Source organism: Brevibacterium mcbrellneri ATCC 49030 (assembly GCF_000178455.1).
Lineage (GTDB): Bacteria > Actinomycetota > Actinomycetes > Actinomycetales > Brevibacteriaceae > Brevibacterium > Brevibacterium mcbrellneri.
On record NZ_ADNU01000014.1, the window covers coordinates 1 to 1,763 of the forward strand.

At 60.9% G+C, this 1,763-nt stretch carries 1 pseudogene; it reads right to left on the reverse strand.

The annotated features are described in order from the left end of the window. Positions 1–17: 17 nt before the first annotated feature. Positions 18–1,649 (reverse strand): annotated as a pseudogene (locus HMPREF0183_RS01970) (IS1634 family transposase). Positions 1,650–1,763: the final 114 nt, after the last annotated feature.

Genomic DNA, 1,763 nt, shown 5'->3' on the forward strand with positions numbered 1-1,763 from the left:
TGACTTGGCTCATTTCGTTAGTGCGTGAGTTTGCCGTTCATGATTGAGTCGATGATGGTTTTTTCTTTGGCGGGGATGTGGGGCGGGAAGGTTTGCTGGGTGCCGTTGATTTCGATCGTCGCCGACCGTAGTGGTCGCAGGCGTTTGACGACGTTGCCGATTGCCAGCCCGGTGTGGGTCTGGACGTAGCGTGATACCGCCAGGGCGGTGAACACGATGGTCAGGTGTGCTTCGATCGATTCGCGGACGCGGTGGAAGATTGGCCTGGCGGCCAGGTCGGTCTTGGACATGCGGAACGATTGCTCGACGTGCCACAGGTCGTGGTAGGACGACACCACCTCTGCTGCTGGCATGATGCTGGCCGGGATGTTGGATGAGTATCCCTTCCAGCCGACGAGTTGCATCGCTCGTGTGTAGGAGGCTTCGTCGAGTTCTTTCTTCCCGCCTTTCTCCCGCACGAACCTGGCCTTCTTCGGTGCCCGTTGCCCGTCGATAATCGCGATCGCTCGGTTGCGTTGCTGATTGAGCGTGGCTTGGTCCCGCAGCGCTCTCTTGTGCCTGTACTGCCAAACGGCCCGCCATTTGTCGGTGTCTGTTTCGGGGTCCCACACCGGCTCGGCCCGGCACCGCACCCGGTCTGGATCGGGGGCGGACCGTCGCATCGTGATGGTGTCGACGGTCAGCCCGTCCTCGTGGTGGGTGCCGTGCCAGTGGAAGTACTTCGCCAGGTCCTGCGGTGCCTTCGTCTGCCGCGACCCGACGATGAACCGCAAGCCTGCGTCGTCGAGGTCTTGCAGGTTCTTTGCCGACAGCATTCCGGCATCGGCGACCACCACCATATCGGCCACGTTGTGGCGGTCCTGGAAAGCCTTGATCACCGGGATCATCGTGTGCGTCTCGGCCTTGTTCCCTTCGAACGAGTGAATCTCCAGGGGAAAACCGGTCCGATCGACGAGCAACCCGATGACGATCTGCGGATCGACTCGGCGCTCCTTCGAGTACCCGACCTTGCGGTAGGAGTCTTCCTTCTTTGCCTCGAAATACAAGGTGGTGACGTCGTACAACAGTAGCGACAGCCCCGTAGTGGCAGCACTGTAGGCGAAGCAGGCCCTTGCGATCTGATCCCGATAGTCCTGTTCCTGGATCCTGCCCAGGCTCCGCTTGATCGTGGCGTAGCTGACAGCGTCCAACCCGAGCTCGTGCAACACCCGGGGAGCATCACGCTTCGACGTCGGTTCCACGATCCGGGCCACCACCAAGTCGCGGAACACCGCGTCGTCGACCCGGTCGAATCCCAACTGCTGATATGCCGTGGTCAGCACGTCCCGCAAGATCCCGGCCGGAGTCGCCGCTACTCGTCCGGCAGGAGCACGCCTTACCACAGGCGGTTCGGGATCAAGCAGAGCGGCTTGCCCACCGTCTTCCTGAACCAGCGACTCAGTGGTCATTTCTTCAAGCCCAATGTCGATATCAAGCGTCTGCTACCCGTCATCGATCCAGCCCCTAGCGTGAGCCAACAGAACCCCGAGCTCGGCCTCGGTATGCGCCGACCCGATGCGCTTGATGATGCGCTGCCGACCACGCGAATACTCAGCCACCTGCACCGCAGTCGCCCCAGACTTCGTGCGCACCCGACGAATGAACACCATCCCACGACTCTAAACGACCCCCCGTTAGTGCGTGAAAAATCACGAACTCACGAGCAAAACTCCAGGTCACGGAACCGAACCATCGAAACTAACACAACCGTGAGCCAAGTCAGG